Genomic DNA, 23,118 nt, shown 5'->3' on the forward strand with positions numbered 1-23,118 from the left:
GGGCTTCACGAGGACCGGAGATGACGACGCTCGGACGCGCTGACGGAGGCCGCTGGGTGGCGGGGACGATGTCCCTGCCCGCCGTGGATCCGCTCGCGGGGGCGGAGGTGCTGGGGGAGCCGTCCGTCTATTGGGAGCGCCCGTTGGCGGGCGAGGCGATGGCCGGGTGGGGCGAGGCGGCGTCGGTGGAGGCCGCCACGGGCGCGCGGGCCCAGGCGGTGCTGCGGGAGCTGTCGGCGCCGGACTCGGTGCGGTGGTTGGGCGAGGCGCCCTCCGCGCTGCCGGGGCCCTGGTTCGGCGGGATGCGCTTCTCCACGGCGGGCGGAGACTCGGGGTGGGGCGCGTTCGGCTTCGGGCGCTGGACGCTGCCGGAGGTGGTGGTGTGGCGCGAGGGCCCGGGGCTGATGGCGGCGGCCTTCGCCCCCGAGGGTCCCGGCGCCGAGGACGTGGTGCGCTCGGTGCTGGCGCGGGTGGGCGGCGTCTTCCCGACGGGGTTCCGGCATGCCCGCAATGGCGCCCAGGCGCTGCGGCTCGCCTCGTCGCGGCCGGACTTCGAGGGGCGCGTGGAGCGCGCGGTGGAGACGATCAACACCGGGGGCCTCCAGAAGGTGGTGCTGGCCCGGGCGGTGGAGGTGGAGGGCGAGCACTCCTTTGATCGCGTGGAGGTGCTGGCCCGGTTGCGCGAGCAGAACCCGCGCTGTGCCACCTTCCTCTTCCGGGCGCCGGATGGGGCGGCCTTCGTGGGCGCCACGCCGGAGACGCTGTGCCGGGTGGAGGGGCGCCATCTGGAGACGGAGGCGCTGGCCGGCTCCTCGGCGCCCGCGCTGGCCGGGGCGTTGGGCGGGAGCGACAAGGACTGCCGCGAGCACGAGGCGGTGGTGCGCTACATCCTCCGGGCGCTCAAGCCGCTGACGGAGCGGCTGGAGGCGGACGCCGAGCCGGCGCTGCTCACCTTGAAGAACGTGGCGCACCTGCGCACCGGCATCCGCGCCGAGCTGCGCGAGGGGGTGGGGGTGGCAGAGCTGGTGGCGGCGCTGCACCCCACACCGGCGGTGGGAGGAACCCCCCGGGAGCGCGCACTGGAGTTCCTGGTGGAGCACGAGGCCCTGGACCGGGGCTGGTACGCGGGACCGGTCGGCTGGGTAGGACCCGGGCGGGCGCACCAGATGGTGGCGCTGCGTTCGGCACGCATCAAGGGATCTCAGGCCCGACTCTTCGTGGGTGCTGGTATCGTGGCGGGCTCCAGCGCCGAGGCGGAGTGGCGCGAAACGGAGATGAAGAGCCAGGCCATGCTGCGCGCGCTCGGAGGAGGACATGTCTGACGCCAACCTGAATCAACTGTGGGCGCGGGCATTGGTGGAGGAGTTGGTTCGAGGAGGCGTGCGGCACGCGGTGGTGTGCCCGGGCTCGCGCTCCTCGCCGCTGGCGCTGGCGTGTGCCCGGATGGAGGGGCTGCGCACCTGGTCCGTCATCGACGAGCGCAGCGCGGGCTTCTTCGGGCTGGGGCTGGCCAAGCAGTCGCGCGCGCCGGTGGTGCTGGTGGCCACGAGCGGCACTGCGGGGGCCCACTTCTACCCGGCGGTCATCGAGGCGGCCATGTCGCAGGTGCCGCTGGTGGTGCTGACGGCGGACCGGCCGCTGGAGCTGCAGGGGTGGGGCGCGCCGCAGACGGTGCCGCAGGCGCGCTTCTTCGGGGAATTCGCGCGGCTGTTCGCGGACGTGGGCCTGCCGGAGGCGGATGACGGGGCGCTGGTGCACCTGCGCGCCACCGTGGCCCGGGCCGTGGCGGTGGCCTCGCGAGCGCCCCGGGGCACGGTGCAGCTCAACGTGCCCTTCCGCGAGCCGCTCGCGCCCACGGTGGGCAGTCTCGACGCCAGGCACCTCTCGTCGCTGGCTCGGGAGGGCAGGCCGGGAGCACCGCTCACCGCCATCGTCCCGCCGGCGCGCCAGCCGGATCCGAGGGTGCTGGAGGAGCTCCGCACGCGGGTGGCGGCCACCGAGCGGGGCGTCATCGTCTGCGGGCCCCGGGACGAGAACGACGGTTTCGCGGAGGCGATCGCCTCGCTGGCCGAGGCCACCGGCTACCCGGTGCTGGCCGAGGCCACCTCGCAGGCGCGCTATGGCGGCGGCCCGGCCACGGTGTCGCTCTACGACGCGATGCTGCGGCACGAGCCCTTCGCCCGGGCGCACCGGCCGGAGCTGGTGCTGCGCTTCGGCGGAGGCCTGACGCCCAAGGGGCCGCAGGCGTGGATCGACGGCTCGGGCGCGGAGATCGTGGTCTTCAGCGACGAGGGTGGGCTCTACGATCCGGCGCACCGTGCGTCGCGGGTGGTGGAGGGCTCGTCGGTGGCGGCGTGCGAGGCGCTGGGCCGGGGGCTGTCGCGGGGGATGGGCCCGTGGGCCCGGAGCTTCCTGTGGGCCGAGCAGTGGACGCGGGCGGCGCTGGAGTCGGCGTTCTCGGAGGATCCGGCACTGACGGAGATGCGCATCGCGCACGACGTGGTGGCGGCGATGCCGGACGGGGCGAACCTCTTCGTGTCCAGCAGCATGCCCATCCGGGACGTGGACGCCTTCGCGCCGTCCATGGGCCGGGGGCTGCGGGTGCTGGCCAACCGGGGTGCCAACGGCATCGACGGCATCGTCTCGAGCGCGCTCGGGGTGGCGGCGGCCTCGGGGCGGCCCACGGTGCTGCTGACGGGAGACCTGGCCTTCCTGCACGACGTGGGCGGGCTGCTGACGGCGCGCCGCAGCGGGGTGCCGCTGACGGTGGTGGTGGTGAACAACGACGGAGGAGGCATCTTCTCCTTCCTGCCCATCGCCCAGGCCGAGGGTGCGAAGTCGCACTACGAGCCGCTGTGGGGCACGCCGCACGGGGCGGACCTGTCGCACGCGGCGGCGCTGTACCAGGCCCGCTTCCGGAGGCCAGACTCGCCCGCGGCGCTGCGCTCGGCGGTGGCCGAGGGGCTCAAGGGCGGGGTCCACCTGATTGAAGTCCGGGTGGCGGAGCGGGCGAGGAACGTGGATCTGCACCGGCAGCTGTTCGCGAGGATGGCGGCCGCACTGGGAGAAGGCCCATGGCTCTGAAGCTGGCATACGAGACGTGGGGAGAGGGTCCGTACCCGCTCCTCCTCCTGCATGGATTCACGGGGAACCGGTCGGCGTTCGACCACCTGCGCCCGCTGATGAGCGAGAAGGTGCGGGCCATCGCGGTGGATCTGCCGGGACATGGGGAGACGCCGCTGCCCTCGAAGACGGGCCGCGACGGCTTCCTCGAGACGGTGGACGCGCTGATGAAGGTGCTGGACGAGGTGGGCGAGCCGAAGGCGAACCTGCTGGGGTACTCGCAGGGGGCGCGCTTCGCGCTGGCGGCGGCGCTGACCCGGCCCGAGCGCTTCGGGCGGCTCATCATGGAGAGCGGCTCGCCGGGGCTGCACCGGCGCCAGGAGCGGTCGGAGCGGCGCGCGAAGGACGCGCAGCTGGCGCTGTCCATCCGCCAGAAGGGCGTGGAGTCCTTCGTGGCGCAGTGGGAGACGCAGCCGATCTTCGCGGGCCTGCGCAAGCTGCCGGCCGAGCAGCAGGAGCAGCTGAGGGCGAGGCGCAAGGGGTGCACGGTGGACGGGCTGGTGGGGGCGCTGGAGTGCCTGGGGCTGGGCGTGCAGCCGGATTACTGGCCGGAGCTGCAGCGCCAGCGGCTGCCCACGCTGCTGTTGACGGGGGCGCTGGACGAGAAGTTCACGCAGATTGCCCGGCGGATGGCGGCGGAGCTGCCGGTGGTGTGGAGGCGCACATTCGAGGAGTGCAGCCACGCACCGCATCTGGAAGTGCCGGAGGAGTACGCCCGCGAGGTGATCTCCTTCCTGCAGACGCCCTGGTACGAGTCCCCCGAGTTCGAGACGGCGGTGCCGGACAAGAACGCGGCCGGGGGCAACGGCTAATCCCATGAACGCGATTGCTGCTCCGGTGGAGGCGCCCCGCCCCACCTTGAAGACGTGGTTGATGGCCGCGAGGCCGAAGACGCTGACGGCGGCGCTGGTGCCGGTGATGGTGGGGACGGCGCTGGCGTACGGGCTGGGCGTGGGCCGGTGGCTGCCGGCGTTGGCGGCGCTGGTGGGCGCGATGCTCATCCAGATCGGCACCAACCTGACGAACGACTACTACGACTTCAAGAAGGGCGCGGACACGGAGGAGCGGCTGGGGCCCAAGCGGGTGACGCAGAGCGGGCTGATTGCGCCGGGCGTGGTGCTGGCGAGCGCGCTGACGTGCTTCGGGTTGGCGGTGGTGACGGGCATCTACCTGGTGGTGCAGGGCGGCTGGCCCATCGTGGCGATCGGGCTGGCGTCGGTGGCGGCGGGCTACGCGTACACGGGAGGCCCCTTCCCGCTGGCGTACCACGGGCTGGGAGACGTGTTCGTCTTCATCTTCTTCGGATTGGTGGCGGTGCCGGGGACGTACTACGTGCAGTCGCTGACGGTGGGTCCGGCGGCATGGTGGGCGGCGATCCCGGTGGGAGCGATCGGCACGGCGCTGCTGGTGGTGAACAACCTGCGCGATGCGTCGACGGACGTGAAGGCGAACAAGAAGACGCTGGTGGTGCGCTTCGGCACGGCGGCGGGCAAGGCGGAGTACGTGGTGCTGCTGGTGGCGGCCTACGTGACACCGCTGGCGATGTGGGGCCTGGGGCTGGCGAGCCCGTGGGTGCTGCTGGCGCTGTTGAGCGCGCCGGTGGCGGTGCCGCCGTTGAAGCTGGTGCTGGGGGCGCAGGGGGCGGCGTTGAACCCGGCGCTGGGCGGGACGGCGAAACTGCAACTGGTGTTCGGGCTGCTGTTCTCGGTGGGGCTGTACCTGAGGTAGGCCGATGCGCATCACGAAGACGGCCCTCCACGCGTTGCGCCTGGAGATGGTGCACCCGCTGAAGACGGCGAGGGGCACCTACTCGGCGCGAGAGGGCTTCGTGGTGCGCCTGGAGGACGAGGAGGGGCGGGTTGGGCAGGGCGAGGCGATGCCGCTGGAGGAGTTCGGCACGGAGTCGCCAGCCGACTGCGAGAGAGCCCTCAAAGAGGGACTGAATCACCTGGAGCGCTCAATCACCCCTCTCCCACCGGGAGAGGGACGGGGTGAGGGTGCCACGGACCCCAGGTTGGATCCGCGTCGACTCCCTCTCCCTCTGGGAGAGGGTTGGGGTGAGGGTCTTCAGACTCGGACACCCGCTGCGAGACACGCGGTGGAACAAGCGCTCCTGGATCTCGAGGCCCAGCGCCGAAATGTGCCCCTGAGCCAACTGCTCGCGGCTGACGCGAGATCCGTCGTCCACGTGAACGCGCTGCTCGGAGCCGCATCACCGGAAGCCCTCGCGCAAGAAGCGCGGAGGGCGGTGGCGGAGGGCTACGAGACGCTGAAGCTCAAGGTAGCCGGGCGCCCGTTGGCGGAGGACGTGACAAGACTCTCCGCGGTGCGCGATGCGGTCGGAGCGGCCATCCGCCTGCGAGTCGACGCGAACGGGGGCTGGACGGAGGAGGAGGCGCGAGCGGCACTCGAGGCCCTGGGCCGCTACGGCCTGGAGTTGTGCGAGCAACCCGTGGCGCCGGAGAACCCCGAAGCACTGGCCCGCCTGAGCGAGCACTCGCCCTGCCCGCTGGCGGCGGACGAATCGCTGGCACTGCCCGATGTCACCCAGCACATCCTGAAACACCCCGAGACGGTGGGCATCCTGGTGCTCAAGCCGATGGTGCTGGGAGGCCTGCTTCCCACCTTGTCACTGGCGCGCGAGGCGGCGAAGCGAGGCATGGACGCGTACGTGACGAGCTCGCTGGACGGAGTCATCGCGCGAGCGGGAGCGGCGCACCTGGCGGCGGCGCTGCCATCAGGGCGGTACGCGTCGGGGCTCGGAGTGGGACACCTCTTCAAGGACGAGCCCGGGAACCATCCATTCCGCCCGGTACAGGGCCGCATCCAGATTCCGCGGACGCCGGGCCTGGGAGTGAACTGATGCAGTGGACGTGCCCCATCCGAAGCGGCGCGGAGACGCGGCCGGACGCACTGGCCCTCACCTTCGGCGGCCGGCGGTGGACGTACCGGGAGCTGGACGCGGAGGTCGGCCGGTGGGTGGCGGCGCTCCAAGGGCGAGGCGTGAAACCAGGAGACCGCGTGGCGCTGCTGGCGACGAACCACGCGGCGGTGGCGCAGCTGTTCTTCGCACTGGGGCGGGTGGGGGCGGTGCTGGCGCCGCTCAACGCGAGGCTCACCCGGGCGGAGCTCCAGCCCCTGTCCGAGGACGTGGCCCCGGTTCTCACCCTGGCGCTCACGGGACTCACGGAGCGCCTCTCGGGAGCCGAGCCCCTCGAGTCCTTCGCGGACGCGGTGAGCGCCCCGGTGCCCGACGCCGCGCGCCTGGATCCAAAGACACCGCGGGTCATCCTCTTCACCTCGGGGACGACGGGCCGGCCGAAGGGGGCGGTGCTGACGGAGGGGAACTTCCGCGCCTCGGCGCGAGCCTCCGAGGCGAACCTGGGAGCGCACCCGGCGCCGTACTGGCTGGGGACGCTGCCGCTCTTCCACGTGGGGGGCCTGGGGATGCTCACGCGCGCGGCGTACGACGGAGGCTGCCTCGTCCTCCGGGAGCGCTTCGAGGCGGACGACACCAACCGGGCCATCGACGAGGAGGGCGTCACGCACGCGAGTTTCGTGGCGACAACGCTGGAGCGTGTGCTGGATGCGCGGAAGGATCGCCCGGTACCTGCCACGTTCCGGTGTGCACTGATTGGAGGGGGACCCGTGCCCGCGCCGCTGCTGGCCCGGGCGAGGGCGGCGGGAATCCTGGCCCTCCAGACCTACGGACTCACGGAGTCCTGCGCGCAGGTGGCGACGGAGCACCCGGACGAGGCGGACGGGCGTACCGCGGGCCGTCCGTTGCCAGGGCTGGAGGTGCGCATCGTGGGGCCCGGGGGCGAGGCGCTGGAGGCGGGGAGGGAAGGGGACATCGAGGTGCGGGGCCCCACGGTGATGGCGGGCTACCTGAACCGTCCCGAGGCCACGCGCGAGGCGTTCCGGGACGGCTGGCTGAGGACGAAGGACGTGGGGATGCTGGACGTGCGGGGGCGGCTGACGGTGCTCTCGAGGCGGACGGACCTGATCGTCCGAGGCGGGGAGAACATCTACCCTGCGGAGCTGGAGGCGGTGCTGGCGGCGCACCCGGTGGTGAAGGAGGCGGCGGTGGTGGGCGTGCCGGACGCGCGCTGGGGCGAGGTGCCGGTGGCGTTCGTGGCGACGCGCGACGGCGCCCCGGTGCCTGAGGAACTGGGGGCGTGGTGCCGCGAGTCGCTGGCGGGCTTCAAGGTGCCGGCGCGCTTCCTGGGAATCGACGCGCTGCCGCGCAACGCGATGGGCAAGGTGGAGCGGACGGTGCTGCGCGAGCGGGCCCTGGCAGTCTGCTGAAAAAGTCCGGCGGTGCTCTGGCGCGCGATGTCAGCGCGCCCCCTTCGGGGCGGATGGCTTCTTCCCGGCGCTCTTCTTCCTGACCGGAGCGGCCTTCGGCTTCGCGGCCGCCTCCATCGCTTTTCGTGCCGCGGTCTTCTCGCCTCGACGCAGCGCGAGCGACGCGGCGATCCACTCCGGCGCGTAGCTCGACGTGCAGCCCTTCGGGATCGGTCGCGGGTCCCACCGGCCGAGGCGCTCGCCGATGGCGATGGCCTCCGCGGTGTACGCGGGCAGGTGGAGGCCGATCCAGACGAGGCAGAAGTTGATGCCCTCCTTCACCCGGTACGGTGCGGCCGGCAACTCATGCTCAATGCGCGCGAGCGTCGCGCGGACGTCGAGATCCTTCGCGAGCCCGCGCGCGATGCGCCCGGCGAGGAGCCGCCACCCGGCGCGGCGGGGAAGCTCCTTGCTGCCGTCCATCCACCGCACCTGCAGCGCCTCGGCGATGGGCGCATGCACGAGCACGCGTCCGACGAGCTCGTCGACCAGGGCCGGGTTCGAGAGCGGCTCGAGGAGTGCGCGCGCCTCCTTCTCGGTGAGCGCCTCGGGAGCGAGCAGCATGCACGCGAGGATGCGCGCCTCGTGGTTGCCCGTCGCCCACAGCTCCAGGCCGAGCGCGTGGTTCGTCCCGAGCGCCTCTGCGAGGCCACGGATCTTGCCGAGCAGCACGCCGAAAACGTTGTCGCCCGCGCCATCGCGCACGTAGCGCTGGCGCACCTTCTCGTCGCCCTGCGCCTCGAGCTGCTTCATGACCTGGGACAGCGTCATCGTTTTCGGCATGCGCGTCTCCTCGAGTGCGGTCTCCTACCGGAGCGAGTCGAGTTGGGAGAAGCGCGCGAAGGTCATGTCCGCCCCCGCCGAGCAGGGCGTCGTGCCCGGCTCGGGAGGGCTCCCTCCGCCACTGATGTCCGCCGCCTGGTAGGCCACCCTCGGCAGCCCGTCACGCCCGAGGGCCAGGGAGGGCTGGAACAGGAACCAGGAGGCCATCGTGCAGTTGGAGTAGGGGATGACCTTGTCGGCCTGCATGTCCCCGCTGAACTCGACCTTCTTCAGCTGCCAGGTGTCCTTGTTCGCATCGGTGCAGTCCGCGTCGCAGTGCGCGAGCAGGATGTTGTAATCCGCCGTGTAGACGAGGCGCGGCCGGTTCTGGGCGTCGAGTGCGAGGTCGATTCCCGCCCTGAGCTTGTTCCCATCGCTTCCCGCCGGGACGAGGAACTGCGCCTGCCAACCCTCGTTGACGAGGCAGTTGCCGTCACACTCCGCGTACACCAGGTTTCGCTCGCCGCTCCCTCCCTCATCCGCGCCGACAAGGACAACCCGCGGCTTGCCCGAGCTCGTGAGGGCCATGGACACGGAGGGGTACATTCGCGCCAGCTCGGTCAGGCTGCTGAACGTGTTGTAGAGATCGAGGGTCTTCCAGCTGCTGGGCTGCGAGCAGTTCGCGTCGCACTCCGCGTAGGAGCCCTTGTTCTGCGACGACCCGTCATTGGCGGGCTTCGTCGCGGTCAATCTCGCCTGACCCGAGGAGTTGAAGCGCAACGTGACCTCCTGCCAGGTTTGATCACTGAGTTGGTCGGCGTGCCAGCTCGCCGCGCTCTGGCAGGAGCTGTCGCACTGAACGTAGAAGGTCGAGGGCGTCGCGCCCCTCAGGCTGCGGTAGCCGTGCATGAGGAAGCGCGGATGCCCCTCGGGCGTGAGCGCGAACGCCTCGCCGGAGATCTCGTACTTCCCGCCGTGCTCGAGAATGGAGCTCACCGTCCAGGAGGACTGCTGGGAGCAGTCTCCCGTGCAGGAGGCGTAATAGGCCCGCTGGTAGGTGCTCAGCAGCACGTGGGGCCGCCCGTCCGGGCCGAGTGCCACCATGGCGTTGTCGACCGTCCCCTGGGTGCTGAACCTCACCACCTTGACCTGCTCCGCCGAGCTGCAATTGCCCGGGCAGTACGCGTAGAAGGCGTCCCCCACGGAGGAGGCGGGATAGACCATGTGGAGGTTGCCGTTGGCATCCACCTCCACGCGCGGCCGGGTCGTGTTGCGGGGCTCTCCCGTGGGAAGGAAGAATCTGCTCGTCTTCTCCACGGGAGCGTTCCCCCCGGGCGGCTTGTCCCCGGAGCAGGAGCAGGCCAGGAATCCAACGGAACAAACGACGGCAACAAGGGCACTCACGATGTGGCGCATCTCAGCTCCTTCTCGATCCAGCACCTTGCCGCGGAGCAACCGCAGCCGCGGAGGTTCGCCCCCTGGACTTAGAACGGGAGCGGAGGACCGTCTATAGGGAGCGCGAGTCCGCGAAAATCCCTCGATTCGAGACAGGGGTGGGGCTAGACACCGCCGGTATTCCCCTCCTGGAGCCCATCATGCGTCTGAGCCTCACCGTCCTCCTCGCCGCGCTCTGGATGAGTTGCACCACCACCCCGGCCGCTCCTCCCGCGCCGCCGCCGCCTCCTCCTCCTCCTGCGCTGTCGGCCGAGGCCGCAGCGGTGTTTGCTCGAGCCGAAGCGCCTGGCCCCGGCGCCGCGCTGGTCGTCAACCTGGACACCTTCGAGGCCCTGGGCCTCGCAGGCAAGGGCTTCACGCTGCACCAGCTGGCCTCCGTGGCCACCGGCGCCATGGCCCACCTGGCCGCGGAAGAGGGCCCGGAGGCGCAGATTTTCGCCCGGGGAGCCGTGGTGGCTGCCCTGCTGCGCGAATGGGCGAAGTGGCCCAATGTGCGCCGCATCGCCTTCCTCGTCCCCTCGGATCGCTTCCTCACCGATGGTCCCGGGGTGATTCCCCAGGTGGCGGTGGGCGCGCTGGCGGTGGATGAGGGCTCGACGGACAACGCCCAGCTGCTCTCCGGCCTCATCGCGCTGATGCGCGCCGTGACCGAGGACATGACGCGCGAGGGCGCCGAGGTGCGTGTCTCCCTACGCGGGCAGGACCTGTGCGTGGAGAGTGCCGAGGTGGGCCTGCCCCTGTGCGTGCGTCCCCGCCGCGGGCTGATCCTGTTCGGCTCCCCCACGGCCCTGTCCTCCTTCGAGGCGCTGCCGCCCGTCACCGCTCCCGCCACCGTGGCCGGGGAGGCCCCGCTGCTCGTGGGCCTGCGCGTGGACCTGGGCGCCAAGGGCCGCGGGCGCATGGCCTTCACGGGCCGGGACTCCATTCGCATGGCGCTGAACCTGGAGGGCGTCGCGCCGAAGGACGTGGGGATGATCGACGCCGTGGTGAAGAAGGCGCTCTCGGACTACGACGCGCACCAGGCCGAGGTGCGCCAGCGCCTCACCGCTGGGCTGGCCGAGGTGCAGCGTGCCCTGGCTCAGGATCCCGCCGCGCCGGCCTCGCTGAAGGAGGCCTCCACCAGCCTCACCGCCGAGCGCGTGGTGGACGAGAAGGGCTACTGGGCCCAGGCGCGCCAGTCCCTGCAGCTGTCCTCCACCCAGGACAGCTTCTTCCTGGCGCTCACCATCCCCGAGGGCGCGGTGAAGGACGTGTCCGAGATGTCTACCGGCGGCACCACCGTGGCCATGGTGGGCATCATGGCCGCGATCGCCATCCCCAACTTCGTGAAGTTCCAGGCTCGCGCCAAACAGGCGGAGGCGAAGGCCAACCTCAAGGCCGCCTTCACGGCTCAGCGCGTCTACCTCTATGAGAAGGACCGGTGGGGCCGCACTTTCGAGGAGATTGGCTTCGAGCCCGAGCCGGGCCGCCGCTACACCTACTGCCTGGGCAGGCAGTGCCTGCCCTGTGACAAGGAGGGCTGCAAGGTGGCGCCGGCGCCCTCGCCGTGCCAGGGCCTCACCTCGGTGGGCAAGGGGCCTCAGGAGGGCTTCTCCATCTGCGCCTACGGCAATCTGGACTCGGATGACACCTGGGACGTGTGGGTCATCGATCAGACGGGCGAGTTGGAGAACCCGAGCAACGATACGGAGTAACAGGCCGGGCTTCGCCATCGCATTTGAGCCAGCCGGGCACCCCGGGAGGAGTCAAGACATCGCATACAGTCGGGAGAGCTCCTGGCCATAGCTGTAGGCATATGCCTCCCCGGAGCCGCTCAGCACCACCGAGTCAATGCCTTTGCGCCCCAGCGGGGGCGGTACGAGCTCCGCGTGTGGCACCGAGGCCCCGGTGGTCAGGTCGACTCGCCGGATCCGGACCGGAGTCGTCATGCTGCGCACGAACAGCTCGGCACCGCCCTCGCGAAAGCCACACACCCGCTCTCCGCGATAACTGCCGGGCAGCGTCTTCACTTCACCCGGAGCCTCCAGGGGCACCACCAGGCACCGGCCGTCCCCGGTAATGAACGCCACGCGTTTGCCATCCGGGCTCACGTGGCCATACCCGAAGGTCCCCTCGTCCGTGAGCGGCCTGGGAACACCGGCCTCCCCGGTCAGCAGCCAGAGCCGCTGAGGGCGGCCAGGGGCAACCCCACCGAGGACGAGCTGCTCGACACCGCACCACTGCGCCCATGCCACGGACTCGAGCGGCCCGAGCGCCATCGTGCGTGGCTCGCCAGCCAAGGTGGAGTACACGACCAACCGAGGTGGCGTGCCAGGAATGAGTGCAAGCACCCGGCGGCTCTCGGCGCAGAGGGCCAGCGGCAGCCCGGGGCCCAGACGCAACGCCTGGCCTCCGCTCGTCGCGCGCATGTAGCAGCCCCTCTCCAACTCCACGTCGCCGTACTCGCCAAACACCAGGGTGCCCCCGTCGGCGGACAGTGCCATGACCAGCGAGAGGTCTGACAGCGAGAGATCCACTTCGCTTGTCGAGCCCGGCGAGCGCACCATCATCCTCAGACGCCAGGTGTCATGCGAGACAAGCGCGCGGCCCTCCGCGGAAATGTCATGCAGGCGCAGGCGGCCCGTCGTCTCCGCGATGAACGCCTCGTGGCCCTCCAGCGAGACGGAGTGGAGCGCATTGTTGCTCCCCTTGCGCGAGCCAGTGAACCAGAGCTCACGTCCGCCCGCGGCCCACGCCAGTCCGGCAAGGCTGCTCCAGCCCTCGGTGACCGGGCGCCACTGGCGGCTGGCGCGCACCACCACCACCACGGAACCACGGTCGTCCTGGGGGGAAGGGTGCATGAGACACGCCACGTGCTCACCGCCGGGTGAGATTCGAGCGTCACTCAACCACCCCTCGCTCTCGAGCAGGGTGTGGCCTGGAGGAAGCTCGAGGCGGAAGCCCCGGCCGCCCCGCCGGAGGATGGCCAGCTCGTGGCCGTCCGGCGAGAAGTCGGCCTCCTGCACCTCGTCCGCGAGCACCCGCGGCTCACCCCCTTCCAGGGGCACGATGGCAAGCTGGCCGGTGGCGTGGAACCCTTCCACATGCCGGTGCCCGAGGCTGAGTGCGAGCTGGCCTCGGGACGAGACGGCCAGCACGTCCGCGGAGGGCAGCCCCAGCGCGCGAGTCCCGCCGCCACCGAGCCGCGTCACCCAGGTGGACAGCGGCGCTCCATCCCAGGCCGCTGCATACACGGCGCTTCCCCCGTCTCGGGTGAATCGGGCGCGAGCGACACGGCCCTGGCGGTACGTGAGCTGCTGGTACACCGGGCTGGCAGGCAGGAGGGCCGGCCTGGGGGCCAGGAGCCCGCCCAGCACGGCCCCGCCCACGCTGCTGGCTGCCGCTCCGAGGAGCAGGGAGCGGCGCGAGAGCGCCCGGGTCTCCCTCTGGCGCTCGGGCCGCAGCCCCTCCAGGACCCAGGCGAGATCCTGCGCCGACTGGAAGCGCAGCCTCGCGTCTTTTTCCAGGCACCGGGCCACCACCGGGAGCGCGTCTCCCAGTGTCGCTGTGTCCAGGTGCGGGGGCGTGTCCCGGAGCACGGCGGACAGGCGCTCGGCGTAGGTGGCTCCACCGAATGCCCGCTGCCCGCTCAGCAGCTCGTAGAGGATGGCTCCCACGGCGAAGAGATCACTGCGCGGGTCCGCGGGCTCGCAGCGAGCCTGCTCGGGAGAGAGGTACCCCAACGTCCCGAGCACCGTGCCCGCCTGGGTGGCCTCCACCTCCTGCCGCTGCTGTGGACCGAGGAGCTTCGCGAGGCCGAAGTCCAGAATCTTCAGCGTCCCCTCCCGGGTCACCAGCAGGTTCCCAGGCTTGAGGTCCCGGTGCACCACCCCTTGGGCGTGCGCAGCCGCCAGGCCATGGGCCAGTTGCAGGCCCAGCTCCAGCGCCCGCTCTCGAGGCAGAGGGCCGCGGTCGATCAGGCTCCGCAGCGACTCTCCTTCAAGGAGCTCGCTCACGATGAACGGCACGCCTCCAGCGCTGCCCACGTCGTACACGGTGACGACGTGGGGGTGGGAGATGGATGCGGCGGCGCGAGCTTCCACCTCCAGACGGCGGACCTGCTCCGGCGAGCCCGCGACACGCGCCGACAGCACCTTCACCGCGACGTGCCGCTCCAGGCGCTCATCCCACGCCCGGTACACCTCGCCCGCCGCGCCCGCGCCAATCTGCGCATCCAGCCGGTACGGCCCCAGCCTGTGCCCGGTGAGGTCTCCCCAGCCACGCTCCTGCGTGTCCTCCTGGCTCGCCACCAGCGTGGCCAGCAGCGCGCTGCAGGAGGGGCAGTCCGCCAGGTGCGCCTCCACGGAGGGTGTCTCGCCCAGAGGACGGTGGCCTCGGACGAGCTGGAGAAGGTCCTCTTCCGAGATGCACTCTGCCATGCGGCGTATCCTATGAGATTGCGTCTGGAGCGGCAGGCCGGGCCCTCAGTGCCGCAGCATCCACTCCGTCAGGGGTTGCCAGGCCAGCGCGGGCGCGTCCAGGGCATAGAGCAGGTCCGCGTGGCCGAAGTCTTCCGCCTCGCGCCCTGCTTCGAGGCGACGGACCACATGGGTGGTGACATCCGTGGAGCGGACGAGCGTCGTCGTATACAGCCCGGCGCTGCCGAACCCGCCGGCAGCGCCCAGGTAGAAGAGGGGGACTGAAATCCTGTCGAGGGGTGCGGCCAGCGGGAGCGGCTCCTGGCCGCACCAGAGGGCGTCGCCGTCGGCAAGCTCCGCCAGCGCTTGATGCGGGGGCGCGCTGGCCAGCCAGTCAGCCACCACCGGCTCGGGCGAGTAGCGCAGCGCCGTGGCCCCGTCCTCTTCGAGCACACTGGCCGCCATGTGGTAGTGGGGCGTGGGCGCGTAGAACAGGAAGGTCTGCGCCGTGAGCGCTACCATCGCACCGCGGTTGGTGAGGCCTGGGAAGATGGGCGACGGGGCCGACGGGGCGGCCCTGGCGAACGTACCCATATCGATGAAGAAGCTGTTGTCACTGTCATACAGGCCCGCCGCGAGCTGCGCGCGCTCCTCATCGCGCCGGTTGCACGCGGCCTGGCGGAGTGCCTCGTCCTCCGGGGCAGTCTTCCCGTAGATATCAATGGGCACGAGCCCCTGGATGTACCGGCGCCCCGCGGGCCGCTGCGACTCCTCGGCGGCATAGGCATACGCGAGCTGGGCACCGCGGCTGAAGCCCACCAGGATCACGCCCTTGCTCCCTTGACCGCTCCGGCCGGGCCCGCGCATTGCGAACTGCAGGGCGCGCTCGATGTCGTCCATGGCACTGGCAAACCCCATGTTGGCGAAGTCGCTCAGGCCGGCCTGGCCCGCTGGCGCGGTGGTCCACCGGCGATCAAAGCCCCAGACGTCCACTCCACGCTCAGCCAGGTACACGGCGAGGCCGGGGGGCTTCGGGGTGGCAGTGCCGGCGAGCGAGGGCACGAAGTTCGACGTGAACGTCGAGAAGTCTCCGTGCAGGAGCATGGCCGTGGTCACCGTCGGCCGAGGCCTCCCTGGGGCCTGCTCGCGGATGACCCGGTGGATGCGCAGGTGGGCGTTGGGTGTCTCTCCGACCTTGAGCAGGAAGCTGTAGTGATAGACATCCCGGGTCACCTGCTCCCGCTCGAGCTCGAGGAGCACCGTCCCGGTGGCTGCGCTCGCCGCCTCCGCCACTTGCCGCAGCGGATCAGCCTGGGCCTCCTCCTCCTCCGGTCCACACCCCCCGGTGAATGAGCCGACAAGGACACACAGGAAAAGAAGAACCGCGGTGGAACACCTGGACTTCACTTGGGCACTGCTCGCAGCCATGGACACCTCCATGCCTGGAGGAGACGGCCCCGGGAGGAACTTGCATAAAAAGTGAATTCCGGAACGAAAAAAGCTCAGGGCGCGTCGGCGCCGCCCAGAATCCGGCGGATGCTCACGTCCAGGTTGCTCTGCACCAGCCGAGCGATGCTGTCGAGGCTGGCAGGTGAGAGGGCGAGGCGCTTGACGAGCCGGCGGCGCGTATCCGTGGCGACCTCGTGCGCCGCATGGGCCACCCACCGGGAGGCGGTGGACTGGTGTACGCCGTAGAGCGTCCCGAGCTGCGCGAGCCGGAGCCCCTCGACATAGTGGAGGCGCAGCAGCGCGCGCTGCCGCTCGGGCAATGCCGCGAGGGCCGCACGGAGCGCCTCGCCGAACTCGGCACGGTAGAGCGTCTTGAGGTGGCTCACCTCGGGGTCAGGCTCGCTCGCCATCAACTCGCCCAGCAAGTCCTCCGCCGAGGCGGGTGGCCCCTCAGCGCTCTTCAGTTTGAGGGCGACTCGTGTGGCAGCGACGCGCACCCACGAGAGCAGGGGGCCACTGCCCTTGTACTTCATGAGGCGCGGCGGCGCGTCCTCGGTGCCCACCAGCAGACTCAGCCGGAGGACCTGTCGAACCTCGTCGAGGAAGGCCGGGGTGCTGTCCACCCTGCGCACCGCCGGTTCGATCCCGGAGAGCAAACGCTCGTCGAGGAGTCTCAGCGCCGCCGCATGACCCCGGGCCGCGGCGAAGGCCAGGTACAGATCGGCGAGGTGCTCTGGCGCGGCCCCACCTGCTTGCCGACAGGCTTCGGCATGGCTGGCGAACTGCTCCGGATCGAGTTTGATCTCGGGCCACACCTCACGAGCACCTTGCAGTGCGGACTGTGCTCTCTTCTCGCTCAAGCATGAACAGGCTACCACATGGCTAAACAGTTCCCGCACCTCGAGCCCGAGCACCGTGAGTTCATCCAGCGCCAGCGGCTGTTCTTCACCGCCTCCGCCGCTGCCACCGGACGCGTGAATGTCTCGCCCAAGGGGCTGGATGCGCTCCGCGTGCTCGGTGAGCGCGCCGTCGTCTACCTGGACCGCACCGGCAGCGGCAACGAGACGGCGGCGCACCTGCGTGCCGACAGGCGCCTGACGCTCATGTTCTGCGCCTTCGAGGGGCCGCCCCGAATCCTGCGCCTCTATGGGCAAGGCCGCGTCATCCGGCATGGCAGCCCCGAGTACACCCAGCTCCTGGCCGCCGAGTTCAACAACGAGGAGCCTCCCGGGGCCCGGCAACTGGTGTGGCTCGACATCGAGCTCGTGCAGACCTCGTGCGGCTACGGCGTGCCGCTGTTCGAGTACGGCGGCGAACGTCCCACCCTCACGAAGTGGGCCGAGGCGAAGGGCCCGGAGGGCCTGGAGACCTACCGGCGCGAGAAGAACGCGCGCAGCATCGATGGCCTGCCCACAGGACTCTTCGACGACGAAGACGAGCCTCCTTCACGCTGACGTCAGGGACTGGGAACACGGTATGAGGGCTGCGAGGTGCTCACCGCGCAGGGCTGACCCGGCGGTTCCGAGGGCCGTCTCCGTGTAGGCTTGGCGTCAGCGCGTGGTGGGACTGGCAGGAGCCCCCGAATGAATCCCCTGGCTTGGAGCGGCGATGACTTCCTCGGCTTCTACGTCCTGCTGCTCTCGGCGGTGATGCTCGCCTCGGTCCCGCTGTACGAATGGCTGCGCCGTCCAGGAGGCCCGCCGGCGCCCGAGCACCTGGACCTCGAGCCCTACCAGGTCGCCCTGCTCATCGGCCGAAAGGAAACGCTGGTCGCGGCCGTGGTCCAGCTCGTTCAAGCTGGCGCGCTGCGCATTCAGGACGGGCTTCTTCACGGCGCCGGGCCCCTGGCCTCCAGCGCCCACCCCCTCGAGAAGGCTTTTCACGCCGCGGTGCTCCAAGGGGTGACGGACCGCAAAGGGCTGCTGCGGGCCGCGGAGCCGGAGCTCGCGCGGATGGAGGGCGCATTGCGCCAGCGCGGCCTGCTGATGGCCTCCAAGCCGCTCCAGCGATTGGACACCCTGGGCCACCTCCCCCTGTTAGCGGTGGCGGGCCTGGGACTCGTGAAGATGGGGAGGGAGCTGTCGCGGGGCAGGCCATTGGGCTTCCTCCTGCTGTTCCCGGGGCTGACCGTCGTCTTCTATGTGGCGCACTGGGTGAACAGCCATTACCGGCGCAGCCGGAGGGGAGACGCGGTCCTCCAAGCTCTTCGCGAGCAGCACGTGGCCCTGGCTGTCCCGGTGGGTCCGCAGGGTGCCCCAAGCTCCCCGCGCCCCGGGAACCTCGTCTTGACCGTGCTCTTCCTCGGGGCCCCCGCGCTCCCCCAGGACAAGGAGCTGCAGGGCTACCTGGCCAGGGAATACACACAGCCTGGGGACGTGAGCTGACTCCCCTGGACTCGAGCGGTCCGCGCTTCCTCCTGCTGTACGTGCCGCTCCTCGTGCAGCGGCCCGGGTCACGCGGCGTCGAGCGCGTCGTTGGGCTCGAAGAGCCAGGCGCGGGCCTCTTCCTCGGACTGGAAGCGGCGGAGGATGCGGTCCATGCCGCTGCCGCGCGCGATGCGGTTGAGCTGGAGCGCGGTGAGCTCGCTGCCGACGATCTCGGCGATGCGCCTCATGCCGGCCTGGATGGCCGCCGCCTGACCCTGGCGCAGGAGCTCGGCCGCCTCGGGCGAGGTGGTCCGGAGCTGGCGCAGGTCGGCCAGCACCTTCACGCCCCGTCCCTGCTCCGCGAGCGACTTCACCGCGTTCACGGACTGCTCGACGAACTGCAGCATCTCATCTTCGCGGATGGTGCCTTCCAGGGTGACTTCCACGTGCGTCTTCGACTGAGCGACCTTGACCTGGAACAGGGGAACCTCGCCTGAACGGAGCCCGGGAACGGAAGATTCTACTACCCGGATTCCCTACCGTGTACCAGATGCGGCGGGTGTGACGGCACGGTGAAACCGCGTCATGTTCTTGGCTGGCCCGGGGTGCTTTCGCCTAGAATCCCCGGCCGACGAGAGAGGTCACTCCCCTGGATCTGGCAACGCTCAACAAGCTGCTCACGGTCGGCGTGCAGAATGGCGCCTCGGACATCCACTTCCGGCCGGGCGATCCTCCCATCTACCGGGTCAACGGTGTGCTGCGGCCGCTGAAGATGGAGAAGCTCCATCCGGACCACACCAAACAGGTCGCCCTCCACATCATCAGCGATCCGCTGACGAAGACCCAGGTGGACAGCCTGCAGGAGTACGACACCTCGTACGGGCTGCCGGGGGTGGCGCGCTTCCGGGTGAACATCTACCGGCAGCGGGGCACGCTGGCGTGCATCCTGCGCATCATCCCGGACGAGATCCCCACCATCGATGGGCTGGGGCTGCCGCAGGTACTCAAGACGATCGCCGGCAACGATCGCGGCCTGGTGCTGGTGACGGGTGCCACGGGCTCGGGCAAGAGCTCGACGCTCGCGGCGATGATCGATCAGATCAACCGCACCGAGAACCTGCACATCCTCACCATCGAGGACCCGGTCGAGTTCATCTACAAGAACCACAAGTCCTCCATCTCCCAGCGGGAGATCGGCCCGGACACGGAGAACTTCGCCATCGCCCTGCGCGCCGCGCTGCGTCAGGACCCGGACGTGATTCTGGTGGGCGAGATGCGCGACACGGAGACGATCGACATCGCGCTCAAGGCGTCGGAGACGGGCCACCTGGTGCTGTCGACGGTGCACACGACGGACGCCTCGAGGACCATCAACCGCCTCATCTCGGTGTTTCCCGCCGAGGAGCAGGCGATGGTGCGCATGCGCCTGGCCGACAGCCTCAAGGCGACCATCTCGCAGCGGCTGCTGCCGAAGGCAGACGGCAAGGGACGCACCGTGGCGCTGGAGATCATGGTCCAGACCAAGTCGGTGGAGCAGTACATCCGCGAGGACCGGGCCAACGAGCTCAAGGACGTGATCGAGAAGGGCCGGGACATGTTCGGCATGCAGTCCTTCGATCAGCACCTGAGCCAGCTCTACAAGCAGGGGGAGATCACCCTGGAGACGGCGCAGAGCGCGGCCACCAACCCGGCGGACTTCCAGCGCGCGCTCGAGTTCGAGTGAGCGCGGGAGGCCCGGAGCCTCAGCTGCGCGTCCGATCGGCCACGGCCGGGACGGGGCGGGACGGCCGGAAGTCCAGCCGCGTCTGGGCGAGGCTCCTCGAGGGCAGCGCCGGACCCGCGGGCCGCAGCCGGGTTCCACGCCTCTCGGACTCGCACTCCGCCTGAGCCACGGCGGGCTCCGCCTGCCGGCTGGCGAGCACCTCCTGGACGGCGCGGGCCAGCAGGGCCTGCCCTCGCGGATGGGGCGCGGCCTCGTCGGTCAGCGCGCACAGCTGCTCGCGCAGCCGCAGCGCTCCCGGGGTCCGCTCTTTCGGCTCCCACTGGAGCAGCTCCATGACGATGGCATCCAGCAGCGGAGGGACCTCCGGGCGGAAGACGGAGGGCGGGGGGAAGGACCTCGGGGTGAAACCCCAGCGGGAGTCCTGGCGCGCCTCGCACGGGATGACGTGGCGGCCGGTGAGGGCCTCGTAGAGGGTGAGGCCGAGCGCGAAGAGATCGGCGCGGGCATCGAACGGCTCGGCGCGGGCCTGCTCCGGGGCCATGTAGCCGGGCTTGCCGACGACCCGGCCCGCCAGGGTGAGCGAGGCGTGGTGGGCGGCCCGGGCGATGCCGAAGTCCCCCAGCTTCACCTCGCCGATGCGCGACAGGAGGATGTTGGGGGGGTTGATGTCCCGGTGCACGAGGTTGAGCGGCGTGCCGTCGCTCGCGGTGCGGTGGTGGACGTAGTCGAGCCCCGCGGCGAGCTCGGCGCCCAGGTACGTCACCGCGGCGAGGGGGAGTGGCCCCCGGGCCCTGAGCAGCTCGCGCAAGGACACGCCCTCGATGAACTCCATGGCCATGAAGTAGGTGTCGCCGAAGCGGCCCACGTCGAGCACCTGGACGATGTTGGGGTGGTGCAGCAGCGAGCCCAGCTCGGCCTCGCGCCGGAAGAGGGTGACGAAGTGGGGATCTCCGGCATGGCTCGGGAGGATGCGCTTGAGGGCGACGCGCTTCTCGAAGCCGCCCTCGGGGCTGTAGGTGGCGCGGAAGACCTCGGCCATGCCGCCCACGCCCAGCCGCTCGTGGAGGAAGTACTTGCCGAGCAGATCCCTGGCGCGCACGGCGCGCAGCGCCTCCTCGGCCTTGCGCAGCAGGTGGCTGGCCACGAGCGCGGCGACGCAGCCGGTGAGGAAGAGGTAGAGGGCGCGCAGGGTGATGAGCGGCGGCGAGAGCATCAGCGGCACGGGGGCCTGCAGCCGGGGCCAGGCCAGCAACCAGTAGAGCAACAGCGACGCGGTGGCGGCGAGGGCTCCGGCGAAGATGGCCAGCTTCCGGTTGGAGCGCATGGACGCGAGGATGATGAACGCGCCCCACAGCAGCGAGGTGGGGTTGGTGAGGGCCTGCTCGGCGTTCTCGAAGTGCAGATCGAGCAGGAACTCGAAGACGCCGACGGAGATCTCCAGGGAGACGTTGAGCCAGCAGATGGCGGGATGGAACCAGCCGCGCTGGAGCACCCGGGAGAGCCACCCGTAATAACCCCCGTAGGCCGCCGTCATGCCGGCCACGGCGAGGGCGCGAGGCCAACCGATGGCCGGTCCCAGCAGGAGCGTGGCGGCGACGAAGCACACCGCGGCCATGCAGATGAACCGGGCGACATCGGCCTCGCGTGTGGCGGCATCCTCGCGGAGGTAGTCGGCGAGGAGCCGTGAGCCCATCGAGCTGGGGGTATTCGGGAATACTGCCTGTTGCATGATTCCCGGATTATTCACCACCTTGGCAGGGACGACCAGACCTGCGAAGTAGGCCCGTGCGCTCGTGGATGGGAAGGGCATGGAGTGGCTCGGAGGGCCACACGGCGAGCGGACATGCGGGCAGAGGTGGCCAAGCCGACGGGGATTGTGCCGAGACGGAGTGAAGATGTTCGCGCACGCGTGGTTCGTTAAAGAGGCCCGCCACGTTCCCTGGCTCTACCTGAAGGGGACTACACTGAGCGGCCGGGCCGCACCGTCTCGCCGTATCGGCGGAAAGGGTTGGGTACGTTAATGGACGACGAGCAGCGAGAGCAGCGGATGCGCCAACTCCTTATGGAGGAGGCGAAGCGCGCCATCGCACTGCGATCAAAAGACCGGGAGTTCCATGGTCTGGAACGGGAGTTTGGCTATTACCAAGCGGAAATGCTCGCCGATTACGAGAAGTCGAAGGACATCAAGCATCCACGCGACGTCGGCGCTTCACGTGAGGAGATCTTAAGGAAGTTCCTGCAGAAGAGCGGCTATTTACCGAGACGCTACGCGGTGTCCGAAAACAGTGCGAGGGTGGCTTCAACTACGGGTCACCTTAGCAAAGAAATTGACATTCTGCTCTACGACCCTTTCGACTCAGTTTCCCTTATGAGGCGTGAAGACGTCTATGAAGTGTTTCCGGTCGAGAGTGTCTACGGCGTCATTCAAGTCAAGTCCCGTTTGAACAAGCGCGAGATCAAAGACGGACTCGCCAACTTGGCCTCGTTCAAGCGTTTGGATAGGCAGCCACATGCGCCGTGGGGCGTTCGAGGTATAAACGACAGGAAGGCCGATCGGGGCTTCGGTCTCCTGTTCGCCTATGACAGCGACCTCGGATGGCTTGAACTCAATCAAGAGATTGAAGCATTTGCAAAAGAGAACCCCAATCGCCTCTGGGCGAACGGCGTCTTCATCCTCAGTAAAGGGATTCTCCTTCATGGAGATACTGAGGGAGGGCGGTTCGGCAATTCGGAAATCGATCGGATTAAAAACATCCAAATCTACGGATTCCCTGATCGTGATGGTAGCTTCCTTTTCAAATTTCAAAGCGTGTTGTTGCAACTCTTGCGAGAAACGCGAGTCGTAGAAGCCGAAATTGACTCCTATTTTCGCCTGCCGCTGATCGCCGATTCTCATTCCTATCAGTTTGCCTTTGGGTATTTGGCGGAATTCGCTACCTGCCCGCGGCACGGTGATTTTCAGCGAACTATCGCGCCGGATCAGCTTGAGAAACTTATCAATTGGTGCCGAACCGCCGAACCTATCAACTATGTCCGTGCGATCGATATCGCCTACGGTCGGCCCGATGATGTCGAAGCCTATAAGAGGCAACCCGGTGATGTCCGAATCTACAATCCCGAGGCTTTTCCGCTCCAAGACATTCTCACCCAGAAAATATTGTTCCGCGGAAATCCAGTGCATTCGCTTGCGTTCGACATGATTCAGGCTGCAGATATGACGATCTGCGTGCCAGCTTACTACTCTCAAAAGGAAGGGATAATCTCAGGCTGCCCCAAATGCGGATGAGGTCTCAGGCTCACCACTTTCAAGGTGTAGGAGCGGGGCCGCCCCGGAGGCTTGCAGGAGGTGTCTGGGGCGGAGCAAACGCCTCACCCGGAGGCGGGGAACGGCGCACCAGGGTACCTGGCCCGCCAGCCAATCCTTGTTACAAGGCTGACCGGGCAGAGATCTCTGGTTTACAGGGTCACCTGCTCTCGCCAAAGCTGCCGTAGGACT

The 23,118-nt window shown here is 69.5% G+C and carries 18 protein-coding genes; 11 read left to right on the forward strand and 7 right to left on the reverse strand.

The features are described from left to right. The first annotated feature begins 20 nt into the window (after positions 1 to 20). From NR798_RS22075 to menE, 6 genes are read left to right on the forward strand one after another with little or no spacing between them, the layout of a single operon-like run. A complete protein-coding gene (locus NR798_RS22075) occupies positions 21 to 1,322 on the forward strand; it encodes an isochorismate synthase MenF (protein WP_375773462.1) in 1,302 nt (433 codons plus the stop codon). Continuing rightward, on the forward strand, positions 1,315 to 3,084 hold the full coding sequence (menD, locus tag NR798_RS22080) for a 2-succinyl-5-enolpyruvyl-6-hydroxy-3-cyclohexene-1-carboxylic-acid synthase (protein WP_375773463.1): 1,770 nt from the start codon (positions 1,315 to 1,317) through the stop codon (positions 3,082 to 3,084). Before NR798_RS22075 ends, menD begins: the two co-directional genes overlap by 8 nt. Further along, on the forward strand, positions 3,075 to 3,935 hold the full coding sequence (gene menH, locus NR798_RS22085) for a 2-succinyl-6-hydroxy-2,4-cyclohexadiene-1-carboxylate synthase (RefSeq protein WP_375773464.1): 861 nt from the start codon (positions 3,075 to 3,077) through the stop codon (positions 3,933 to 3,935). The genes menD and menH overlap by 10 nt, the downstream gene beginning before the upstream one ends. Before the next feature lie 4 nt (positions 3,936 to 3,939). Further along, on the forward strand, positions 3,940 to 4,851 hold the full coding sequence (locus NR798_RS22090; protein WP_375773465.1) for a 1,4-dihydroxy-2-naphthoate polyprenyltransferase: 912 nt from the start codon (positions 3,940 to 3,942) through the stop codon (positions 4,849 to 4,851). A 46-nt stretch (positions 4,852 to 4,897) separates the two neighbouring features. Then, positions 4,898 to 5,986: an o-succinylbenzoate synthase gene (menC, locus tag NR798_RS22095; protein WP_375773804.1), complete on the forward strand. Its 1,089-nt coding sequence runs from the start codon at positions 4,898 to 4,900 to the stop codon at positions 5,984 to 5,986. Next, on the forward strand, positions 5,986 to 7,431 hold the full coding sequence (gene menE / locus NR798_RS22100) for an o-succinylbenzoate--CoA ligase (RefSeq protein ID WP_375773466.1): 1,446 nt from the start codon (positions 5,986 to 5,988) through the stop codon (positions 7,429 to 7,431). Before menC ends, menE begins: the two co-directional genes overlap by 1 nt. 30 nt (positions 7,432 to 7,461) lie before the next feature. Here menE and NR798_RS22105 read toward each other — a convergent pair whose 3' ends face one another. After that, on the reverse strand, positions 7,462 to 8,253 hold the full coding sequence (locus NR798_RS22105; protein WP_375773467.1) for a DNA alkylation repair protein: 792 nt from the start codon (positions 8,251 to 8,253) through the stop codon (positions 7,462 to 7,464). Between the two features lie 24 nt (positions 8,254 to 8,277). Continuing rightward, the gene (locus tag NR798_RS22110; RefSeq protein ID WP_375773468.1) at positions 8,278 to 9,549 is read right to left on the reverse strand and encodes a hypothetical protein; all 1,272 of its coding nucleotides are present in this window, start codon (positions 9,547 to 9,549) and stop codon (positions 8,278 to 8,280) included. Between the two features lie 278 nt (positions 9,550 to 9,827). On the opposite strand from NR798_RS22110, the gene NR798_RS22115 reads away from it, so the two are divergent. Beyond that, positions 9,828 to 11,381 (forward strand): type IV pilin protein, encoded by a 1,554-nt coding sequence (locus tag NR798_RS22115; protein ID WP_375773469.1) that lies wholly within the window; start codon positions 9,828 to 9,830, stop codon positions 11,379 to 11,381. Positions 11,382 to 11,432: 51 nt separating this feature from the next. On the opposite strand, the gene NR798_RS22120 is transcribed toward NR798_RS22115, so the two are convergent. The 3 genes from NR798_RS22120 to NR798_RS22130 all read right to left on the reverse strand — a co-directional run bounded on the left by NR798_RS22120 (position 11,433) and on the right by NR798_RS22130 (position 16,348). Then, the gene (locus NR798_RS22120) at positions 11,433 to 14,105 is read right to left on the reverse strand and encodes a protein kinase (protein ID WP_375773470.1); all 2,673 of its coding nucleotides are present in this window, start codon (positions 14,103 to 14,105) and stop codon (positions 11,433 to 11,435) included. 45 nt (positions 14,106 to 14,150) lie between these two features. After that, complete coding sequence (locus NR798_RS22125) at positions 14,151 to 15,344, reverse strand: alpha/beta hydrolase (RefSeq protein ID WP_375773471.1); 1,194 nt, start codon at positions 15,342 to 15,344, stop codon at positions 14,151 to 14,153. 242 nt (positions 15,345 to 15,586) lie between these two features. Further along, entirely contained in the window at positions 15,587 to 16,348 is a 762-nt protein-coding gene (locus tag NR798_RS22130; RefSeq protein WP_375773472.1) for a sigma-70 family RNA polymerase sigma factor, read from the reverse strand. A gap of 63 nt (positions 16,349 to 16,411) precedes the next feature. Between NR798_RS22130 and NR798_RS22135 the strand changes: the two genes are divergently transcribed. Continuing rightward, positions 16,412 to 16,987, forward strand: coding sequence for a pyridoxamine 5'-phosphate oxidase family protein (locus tag NR798_RS22135; protein WP_375773473.1), 576 nt, complete (start codon positions 16,412 to 16,414; stop codon positions 16,985 to 16,987). A gap of 129 nt (positions 16,988 to 17,116) precedes the next feature. Next, on the forward strand, positions 17,117 to 17,917 hold the full coding sequence (locus NR798_RS22140; protein ID WP_375773474.1) for a TIGR04222 domain-containing membrane protein: 801 nt from the start codon (positions 17,117 to 17,119) through the stop codon (positions 17,915 to 17,917). A gap of 68 nt (positions 17,918 to 17,985) precedes the next feature. On the opposite strand, the gene NR798_RS22145 is transcribed toward NR798_RS22140, so the two are convergent. Next, on the reverse strand, positions 17,986 to 18,345 hold the full coding sequence (locus NR798_RS22145; RefSeq protein ID WP_375773475.1) for an STAS/SEC14 domain-containing protein: 360 nt from the start codon (positions 18,343 to 18,345) through the stop codon (positions 17,986 to 17,988). A 203-nt stretch (positions 18,346 to 18,548) separates the two neighbouring features. On the opposite strand from NR798_RS22145, the gene NR798_RS22150 reads away from it, so the two are divergent. Beyond that, positions 18,549 to 19,622, forward strand: a complete 1,074-nt coding sequence (locus NR798_RS22150) for a type IV pilus twitching motility protein PilT (protein WP_375773805.1) — start codon at positions 18,549 to 18,551, stop codon at positions 19,620 to 19,622. 19 nt (positions 19,623 to 19,641) lie between these two features. Here the strand turns inward: NR798_RS22150 and NR798_RS22155 are convergent, their stop codons facing one another. Beyond that, a complete protein-coding gene (locus NR798_RS22155) occupies positions 19,642 to 21,351 on the reverse strand; it encodes a serine/threonine-protein kinase (RefSeq protein WP_375773476.1) in 1,710 nt (569 codons plus the stop codon). A gap of 291 nt (positions 21,352 to 21,642) precedes the next feature. On the opposite strand from NR798_RS22155, the gene NR798_RS22160 reads away from it, so the two are divergent. Beyond that, a complete protein-coding gene (locus tag NR798_RS22160; protein ID WP_375773477.1) occupies positions 21,643 to 22,908 on the forward strand; it encodes a DUF6602 domain-containing protein in 1,266 nt (421 codons plus the stop codon). Positions 22,909 to 23,118: the final 210 nt, after the last annotated feature.

It is taken from the genome of Archangium gephyra (assembly GCF_042230915.1).
Lineage (GTDB): Bacteria > Myxococcota > Myxococcia > Myxococcales > Myxococcaceae > Archangium > Archangium gephyra_B.

What these genes read in the sequence shown, in the direction of transcription:
- menE (WP_375773466.1), top strand. Translation starts at nt 5,986, where the DNA reads ATGCAGTGGACGTGCCCCATCCGAAGCGGCGCGGAGACGCGGCCGGAC.
- NR798_RS22135 (WP_375773473.1), top strand. Translation starts at nt 16,412, where the DNA reads ATGGCTAAACAGTTCCCGCACCTCGAGCCCGAGCACCGTGAGTTCATC.
- NR798_RS22160 (WP_375773477.1), top strand. Translation starts at nt 21,643, where the DNA reads ATGGACGACGAGCAGCGAGAGCAGCGGATGCGCCAACTCCTTATGGAG.
- NR798_RS22105 (WP_375773467.1), bottom strand. Translation starts at nt 8,253, where the DNA reads ATGCCGAAAACGATGACGCTGTCCCAGGTCATGAAGCAGCTCGAGGCG.
- menD (WP_375773463.1), top strand. Translation starts at nt 1,315, where the DNA reads ATGTCTGACGCCAACCTGAATCAACTGTGGGCGCGGGCATTGGTGGAG.
- menH (WP_375773464.1), top strand. Translation starts at nt 3,075, where the DNA reads ATGGCTCTGAAGCTGGCATACGAGACGTGGGGAGAGGGTCCGTACCCG.
- menC (WP_375773804.1), top strand. Translation starts at nt 4,898, where the DNA reads ATGGTGCACCCGCTGAAGACGGCGAGGGGCACCTACTCGGCGCGAGAG.
- NR798_RS22115 (WP_375773469.1), top strand. Translation starts at nt 9,828, where the DNA reads ATGCGTCTGAGCCTCACCGTCCTCCTCGCCGCGCTCTGGATGAGTTGC.
- NR798_RS22090 (WP_375773465.1), top strand. Translation starts at nt 3,940, where the DNA reads ATGAACGCGATTGCTGCTCCGGTGGAGGCGCCCCGCCCCACCTTGAAG.
- NR798_RS22140 (WP_375773474.1), top strand. Translation starts at nt 17,117, where the DNA reads ATGAATCCCCTGGCTTGGAGCGGCGATGACTTCCTCGGCTTCTACGTC.
- NR798_RS22155 (WP_375773476.1), bottom strand. Translation starts at nt 21,351, where the DNA reads ATGCAACAGGCAGTATTCCCGAATACCCCCAGCTCGATGGGCTCACGG.
- NR798_RS22120 (WP_375773470.1), bottom strand. Translation starts at nt 14,105, where the DNA reads ATGGCAGAGTGCATCTCGGAAGAGGACCTTCTCCAGCTCGTCCGAGGC.
- NR798_RS22075 (WP_375773462.1), top strand. Translation starts at nt 21, where the DNA reads ATGACGACGCTCGGACGCGCTGACGGAGGCCGCTGGGTGGCGGGGACG.